Origin of the sequence: Bradyrhizobium sp. BRP19 (genome assembly GCF_020194195.1) — a bacterium.
GTDB classification, from domain to species: Bacteria; Pseudomonadota; Alphaproteobacteria; order Rhizobiales; family Xanthobacteraceae; genus Bradyrhizobium; species Bradyrhizobium yuanmingense.
The window spans coordinates 1-5,987 of sequence record NZ_JADYVZ010000047.1; the positions used below are offsets into that span (position 1 = coordinate 1).

9 protein-coding genes are annotated in these 5,987 nt (G+C 61.6%); 6 read left to right on the forward strand and 3 right to left on the reverse strand.

The window, feature by feature from the left end; genetic code table 11:
* A partial coding sequence (locus I6F36_RS38135) for a hypothetical protein (protein WP_225173229.1) occupies positions 1 to 288 on the forward strand: 288 nt, incomplete at its 5' end.
* Here the strand turns inward: I6F36_RS38135 and I6F36_RS38140 are convergent.
* From I6F36_RS38140 to I6F36_RS38150, 3 genes are all read right to left on the reverse strand, one after another.
* Complete coding sequence (locus tag I6F36_RS38140) at positions 285 to 1,364, reverse strand: bifunctional DNA primase/polymerase (protein ID WP_346656713.1); 1,080 nt, start codon at positions 1,362 to 1,364, stop codon at positions 285 to 287. The two genes, I6F36_RS38135 and I6F36_RS38140, sit on opposite strands and share 4 nt — an antisense overlap.
* Before the next feature lie 90 nt (positions 1,365 to 1,454).
* Complete coding sequence (locus tag I6F36_RS38145) at positions 1,455 to 1,658, reverse strand: hypothetical protein (RefSeq protein WP_225143873.1); 204 nt, start codon at positions 1,656 to 1,658, stop codon at positions 1,455 to 1,457.
* A gap of 383 nt (positions 1,659 to 2,041) precedes the next feature.
* Positions 2,042 to 2,917: a hypothetical protein gene (locus I6F36_RS38150; protein WP_225143875.1), complete on the reverse strand. Its 876-nt coding sequence runs from the start codon at positions 2,915 to 2,917 to the stop codon at positions 2,042 to 2,044.
* A gap of 76 nt (positions 2,918 to 2,993) precedes the next feature.
* Here I6F36_RS38150 and I6F36_RS38160 point away from each other — a divergent pair, with 76 nt between their 5' ends.
* From I6F36_RS38160 to I6F36_RS38180, 5 genes are all read left to right on the forward strand, one after another.
* On the forward strand, positions 2,994 to 3,212 hold the full coding sequence (locus I6F36_RS38160; protein ID WP_225143876.1) for a hypothetical protein: 219 nt from the start codon (positions 2,994 to 2,996) through the stop codon (positions 3,210 to 3,212).
* Between the two features lie 61 nt (positions 3,213 to 3,273).
* Complete coding sequence (gene tnpB / locus I6F36_RS38165) at positions 3,274 to 3,543, forward strand: IS66 family insertion sequence element accessory protein TnpB (protein WP_225143878.1); 270 nt, start codon at positions 3,274 to 3,276, stop codon at positions 3,541 to 3,543.
* Positions 3,544 to 3,593: 50 nt separating this feature from the next.
* A complete protein-coding gene (locus tag I6F36_RS38170; protein ID WP_225143880.1) occupies positions 3,594 to 5,153 on the forward strand; it encodes an IS66 family transposase in 1,560 nt (519 codons plus the stop codon).
* 29 nt (positions 5,154 to 5,182) lie between these two features.
* On the forward strand, positions 5,183 to 5,332 hold the full coding sequence (locus I6F36_RS38175; RefSeq protein ID WP_225143882.1) for a hypothetical protein: 150 nt from the start codon (positions 5,183 to 5,185) through the stop codon (positions 5,330 to 5,332).
* 96 nt (positions 5,333 to 5,428) lie between these two features.
* Complete coding sequence (locus tag I6F36_RS38180; protein ID WP_346656714.1) at positions 5,429 to 5,773, forward strand: UPF0149 family protein; 345 nt, start codon at positions 5,429 to 5,431, stop codon at positions 5,771 to 5,773.
* Positions 5,774 to 5,987 lie beyond the last annotated feature (214 nt).

Genomic DNA, 5,987 nt, shown 5'->3' on the forward strand with positions numbered 1-5,987 from the left:
GCTCCGCGACAATCAGAGTTCAAAAAACTCTTGCGCGCGACAATTAACGCGGCAATCATCACCTCGCCGCGACACCGACTCGCCATCCTGATTGTCGTGCGCTTCCCACCCAGATTGTCGCGCTATAGCCGCATCACGACGACGGGCCGGATTGGCGCTCAGCCAATCTATTGCACGCTTACGGCTGATTGGCGTCACGATTTCAGGCACTCCCGGCTCCCACGTCTCTTCGACCAAATAGACTCGCCCGCCCGACCAACCGATTTGTTCGGCCTAGAAGGTTCTTAGTGTTGTTTGAGAGTGTAGGGGCGACGGCGCGTGCGGGAGGCCCATCTATATTGGTCCCAAAGCCGTTGAGCTATGCTCTGGTGCGTGAAGACGCGTTCCCCGCTCTCTTCGATCACCAGCTCGCGAGTAAGCCACTCTAAACGCAGCTCGGCCTCCAACGGGCATTTGCCGTCGCAGATAGCCGCCGCGACGACTTCAATCTGTTCTTCGATAAGATCCCGGAGGACTTGGATGCGGGGTAATGCGTCCATTGTGCTGCTCTCCGGCTGAGAAAAATGGCGGGCCACTTTACGCTCTAAGTTCCGGCTGGCACCTACCAGAATTGGTCGGCCGCCGAAGGGCTCCGCCTTCTCCGCTGCGAGCCTCTCTTGCCAAGCGTCCCATTGCTTCTCCGTGCCGCCGTTTGCGAAATACGCCTCGTGGTCATCGACCGCGTCCTCATCAGAGACAGCGCCCAACGACTCACCGCTTATCGCATCCCGCACGAATTGAGGGATGGCGGGCAACGTGCGCGCCTTATACGCCTTGGTCAGTGCAGCCGTGTCAGAACGCTTGCCGTATGTCTTCCCGTCGTGAATACGCGTCACGCCCGGCGCCACAACGTACCCGCCAACTCCCTTAACGTCGGTCTCGCAGTCCCGCTTCAGCTTACCGGCGCTGCACCCTAGCCTGTCGGGATTAGAGAAATAGAGATGCCGCCCGCCGCGTTGGGTCCGCACGGCGACGGTTTTCTTGGGCAACTCACCGTTTCGTTCGACGAATAAGTCGAACAGCCTCACTCCATCGCGATGCTCGCCATTGCGCTCTTTCAGGTCGTTGTCTACCACTACAAGGCCGCTCGGCCCGCAAGCGATGGCCGGGAGGACATCAGGCTTCTCGCTCATCAAGCGCCGTACCGGCGCCCGGTTAGTTGTCGCACCGATAGCGAACGGCTCAAATCCGTGTTTGTCAAAGAACGCGCGACGCTTCGCTTCCCGCTCTTCCGCGGGAATTTGTGTGTCGAACTGACCGTGCGCGAGCGTCAACGGGACCTTGCTCTCCCCGTCGACAAAAAGGATCGCAATGCCTGCGTTCACAAGCTCAATCGCGATGCTCCTATTGTCGCTACGCGCCCGTCTACTCGCGCCCACTCGCGTTTCCAGTCGCGCACTTCCGCGTCGAGCGGTTTAGTCATTGCTGTAAGCCCTTCCGGTAATCGTTAGCTGGGCAGAAACCTCATTGTCGAGCTGTTCGACATCCCGCATTCTCTGGTCCACCGCCGCCTTGACATCTTCATACGAAAAGCCGTAACCGGCGGCCTCTATCTCAACCTTCAGGTCGTTCTTCGTGTCCTGATACTCTGCCTTCTGATCGGCAAAGATCTGCTCCACGTTAAACAGTCTCTCGATATAGCGCTTCAGCGCCTCGCGACTCGCGATATGTGCGTTCGCCTTCTTACTTTTTTCTGATTCCTCGAATATTAATTCGACCTCAGAGGGGGCCTTCCTGATTCGAGAATCGCCAGCACTACCTTCCCGTGCTGGTCAATAAATAGCTTCCCGTCGCTACCCTGAATCGCGGGCGCGATCAGCGTTCGTCCGATATGGTCAACCCCCTTGAAGTGGGCGGTGGCTGTGCCGGATCGCGTGTGCGTCATGATTGCTAGTCCTCTTGGGGTTTACGCTGCGGCCTTGGTGGCAGCGCGTTTGTGGCTATGGGTAGCGTGCGCCGTGGCCGCACGCTTTGCGGTTTTCGTTTTGGTCGGTAAAACGATCTAATTGATCAGCTTTGTTAGCTCGGCCTTCGACTGGCCGACGCGCCCATCCAGTTCATCAGCTCTGGCCGAAACCAGTAGAGCAACAAGACGCTGAGCCTGATTGGGGTCGAGTCTGCCGAGCAGATCGCGGTTCGCCTCATCATTACGGCCCAACTCGTCGAGTGCCCTCAAAACGCCGCGCGCAAGCGGTCGAATACGCCTGGACTTCGCTTCGGCATTGGCATCGTTGATACCCGCGTCAATGAATCGATTCTCAATTGCGTGCAGTAGTGCATGCTGGGCATCTGACTTCAGTGCGGCGATAGCGTGAGCGGAGGTTGCGCCGTCGAACAGCGATCCCACCTCAATTTCTCGGAGGTCCGGTTTGGTTCGGCCGCGACGCTGCTTTGTGCTGAGCCACTGACCGACCTCACGCTGAGCGGCTTGCAGCTCTGCTCGACCTCGGGCGATCAACACACGGGCCTGCTCGACGCTCACACCTGCGGCCTTAGCGATCTGATCGCGCGCATCGGTGAAGCCTAATGATCTCAAGCTAGCATCTGCCCAAGCAGCCAGGATCGGCCGCTCAAGCTTCGAGGCTCGCTGCAAGCGCTTCAGACACTCGCGCGCGATATGCTCACGAGTCGCCGCTGTGGCTCTGGACTGCAAAGCGGCCTCGATCAACCGCCGACGAGCGCGAAGCTCCGAAAGTTGTAAACGGTGGACGTGCCTCTCGGGGCCGAACAATTCCACATCGTCACCATCGAACGCACTGCGTGCGTCGACGATGGATGTGAGCTTCGACTCGCCTAGTTCGTTTGGAAGCGGGGCGAACGGCACCTCTTTTTGTACGTGAGGGGAGGGTGCGAACATCTCCGAGGTTGCGCGGCGCAATGGCGTTTCGCGGGGGCTGCTTACGGTGTGGCGACGCCAAGTTGCGGCGGCGGTGGTTGGCAAGGCGTCGAACTTCGTGCCAATCCAAATTGGTGCCGAGAGCGGTAGCGGGACAGCCGGCGAGCCCGAGCGTATTTCGCGGCTACAGACGAAGCCTTTGGAGATCGCCGCGCTGCCGGCCAAGGTTTGCGGGGTTGTCGAGATCGAGGTGAACGGGGCGCGCATCCGGGTCGAGCCCGGCGTGGAGCTGGCGACGCTGTCGACCGTGCTGGCGGCGCTTCGGGGCATCCGGTGATTGCGCTACGCTCTGACCTCAAAGTGGTGCTGGCGACACAGCCGGTCGATTTCGCAAGTCGGTGCATACGCTGTCCGCACTGGTGAGCGAAGCGCTGCGTGCGAACCCGTATTGTGGCGACGTCTTCGTGTTCCGCAGAAAACGCATGGACAGAGTGAAGCTTCTGGCGTGGGACGGCAGCGGCATGGTGCTGGTGACGAAGTGGTTGCACCAGGGGCACTTCACCTGGCCGCCGATCCGCGACGGCGTGGTGCATCTCAGTGCGACGCAGCTCGCGATGCGGACGCGCGTCTCACCCAAGCCTGTGAAGCAGCCGGCCGTTTTCGGCTGAGAGGAGAGGATTTCGCTGGAGCCTGTGGCGCGCGGATGTATGGTCCGTTCATGGCGATTCGCCCGGACGTTCTCCCGACTGATCCAGCCGCTCTAACCGAGATGGTGCTGGCGCTTGACGCCGAGAACGAGAAGCTGCGTGTTGCGATGCAGACGCTCAAGGAGATGATCTTCGGGAAGCGCTCGGAACGGCTTGCCACGCTCGTGGCCGAGCAACTTGCGCTTGAGCTTGACGATCTTGAGACAAGTGTCACGCCGCTTGCAGCTGCCAACGACGATGTGCCTGCGGCGAAGCCGGCCGATAAGCCGCGCAAGAAGGCGCGCCGCAACATCGGCGCGTTGCCCAAGCCTCTGCCGCGCTGTGAGCAGGTCCTGGAGCCGGAGGTGACGGCCTGCCCGTGCTGCCAGGGCCAGCTTCACAAGATCGGCGAGGACGTCAGCGAGGTGTTGGACGTGATCCCGGCGATCCTGCGCGTGCTGCGCACGATCCGTCCCACATACGGCTGCCGCGGCTGCACTGATGGCGTGGTCCAGGCGAAAGTGCTGCCGCGCCTGATTGAAGGCGGCATGGCGTCGACGGCCCTCGTGATCCACGTGGTGGTCTCGAAGTTCGCCTGGTATTTGCCGCTTTACCGGCAGGTTCAGGTCCTCGCCGGCCAGGGCATCCATCTTGACCGCGCGACACTCGCCGGTTGGGTCAAACGCGCCGCGTGGTGGCTCAGGAGCCTTTATGAGCTGCAGCTGCGGATGATTCAGGCCGCGCCGCGCGTGTTCTGCGACGAGACGCCGATGCCGGTGCTCGATCCCGGACGACATCGCTCCCGCATCTGCCAGTTCTGGGCGCATGCTATGGATGACCAGCCATGGGGTGGCCCCTCGCCGCCGGCGGTTGCCTACGTATTCGCCGACGGCCGTGGCACCGAGGAGATCGCCGGACAGTTGACGGGCTTTTCCGGCATTCTGCAGGTGGACGGTTATGCCGTCTGCAAGGCGCTGGCCCGCGGTCATGGCGGCGCGATCCAGCTCGCCTTTTGTCTCGCCCATGCCCGATGCAAATTCGTCGAGGTGTACAAGACCACGCAGTCGCCATTCGCGCGCGAGGTGATTGAACGGCTGCAGGCGGTCTATGCGACCGAGGCAGTGATCCGCGGCAGTAGTGCGGAGCAGCGGCTGGCCGCCCGCCGCACCAGGAGCGCGCCGTTGATGGCGGCGCTCAATGCGCGACTGACCGAGATCGTCGGCCAGCTGTTCTCCCAATCGAAGCTGACAGAGGCGATCAACTATGCGCTCAATCACTGGGACGGACTGACGCTGTTTCTCCGCGACGGCCGCGTCGAGGTCGACTCCAACACAGTCGAGCGTTCCATGCGCCCGATTGCCATGGGAAGACGCAACTCCTTGTTCAGCGGCAGCGAAGGCGGCGCCGAGAGCTGGGCCATCCTGGCGTCGATCGTGAACACCGCAAAGCTCCATGAGCTCGATCCGCAGGCCTATCTGACCGACGTGCTGGAGCGCATCGTCTCCGGGCGAACCAAGAGCCATCAACTGCACGAGCTGCTCGCCTGGCACTGGAAGGCGGCGCGCCAGCGCACCGCACAGGCCGCTGCGTGAGCCCACGTCGCCATAAAGCATCGTCATCGATGGCCGCCGCCGCGATGCCACTTGCGGAACTCGAGCGATGGCTGCAGGCTCGAGTCGATCAGCATCCTGCCGCCACCAATCTCCCCATGCTCGACGGCTACGTCGCCGCAATCGTGGCCGGACCGGTGTCGATGAGCCCACTCGACTGAATCTGCCCGCTGCTTGCCATTGATGCCGATGCCTTCAACCACGGCGGCACCCCGGAGTTTGCAGCCTTATCGGCCGTCGCGCTGTGCCACAACGACATCAGCAACACCCTCTCGACCGCACCCGACAGGTTCGCGCCGATGTACCGGCGCAAACCCAGTGGAGACGTCGATCCGCGACCATGGTGCCAAGGCTTCTATGCCGCGATGCGGCTCAAGCTATCGGCGTGGGCGCCGTTGCTGGACGCCAGCAACGTCAATCACGGCCTACTTCTGCCCATCCTGCTGCACTGTCGCGACGATCAGGGCCGTCCGCTGCTTGGACCACCACGAAGCGGCCGCGAGACCAAGAACTTTCTGCGTAACGCCCACGCCGATATTCCGGCGGCGGTCGAGGCCTTGCGGCAATACTGGATGCCGATCCGCTACGCCCGCGCTCGCTGATCACCGCGGACGTGGGAACTCATCCGGTTACGTTAGAGTCCCGTTGGGTATTGCAGCCAGGCCGAACTTTGGACCATTCAGAACTAGCATTACAGTTGCATCTTCCTGAAGGTTCTGAATCCATGGGCGACCATGATTCGGGATCTGATGATTGGTGGCGCGTCAGTTGAAGATACGCTGACGCTGTGGGCTTCGGCGTTGCGAGATATCAAGC

Bases quoted from the DNA above. Each gene is read 5' to 3' on its own strand.
- I6F36_RS38170 (WP_225143880.1), top strand. From the start codon at position 3,594: ATGGCGATTCGCCCGGACGTTCTCCCGACTGATCCAGCCGCTCTAACC.
- I6F36_RS38175 (WP_225143882.1), top strand. From the start codon at position 5,183: ATGGCCGCCGCCGCGATGCCACTTGCGGAACTCGAGCGATGGCTGCAG.